Origin of the sequence: Pseudomonas sp. CJQ_9 (assembly GCF_043106615.1) — a bacterium.
Taxonomy (GTDB): Bacteria; Pseudomonadota; Gammaproteobacteria; order Pseudomonadales; family Pseudomonadaceae; genus Aquipseudomonas; species Aquipseudomonas juntendi.
The window spans coordinates 1-490 of the sequence record NZ_JBICMS010000078.1; the positions used below are offsets into that span (position 1 = coordinate 1).

The 490-nt window shown below is 68.0% G+C and carries 1 protein-coding gene; it reads left to right on the plus strand.

What is annotated here, in order from left to right; genetic code table 11:
• Positions 1-490: AMP-binding protein (locus ACF8SD_RS15455; protein ID WP_392503509.1), on the plus strand; the 490-nt coding region annotated here is incomplete at both ends.

The following is a 490-nucleotide window of genomic DNA, read 5'->3' on the forward strand; positions in this document are numbered from 1 at the left end:
GGCCGTTGCAGACCGGTGCACGGCTGGTCATGGCCCGCCCCGGTGGGCACCGCGATCCGGAATACCTACGCGAGGTGATCACCCGCGAGCACGTCACCACCCTGCATTTCGTTCCCTCGATGCTGGACGTGTTCCTGTCCTCGACAGCCCCTGTCGCCGGGGCTGCTGCGCAGCCCGATCGCGGTGCAAGGCCGCCCCTACCCTTGGTACGGGTGATATGCTCGGGTGAGGCCTTGCCGGGGAATCTGGTGCGGCGCTTCCACGCTCAGCTGCCAGCCGTCGAGCTGCACAACCTCTACGGCCCGACAGAGGCCGCGGTGGATGTCAGCGCCTGGCACTGCACCAGCGCCCCGGACAACACCCCGATCGGCAAACCCATCGCCAACACCACCCTGTACATCCTCGACGACCAGCAGCAACCCGTGCCCCAGGGGGTAGCCGGCGAGCTGTACATCGGCGGCGTGCAGGTAGCCCGGGGTTACCTCAACCG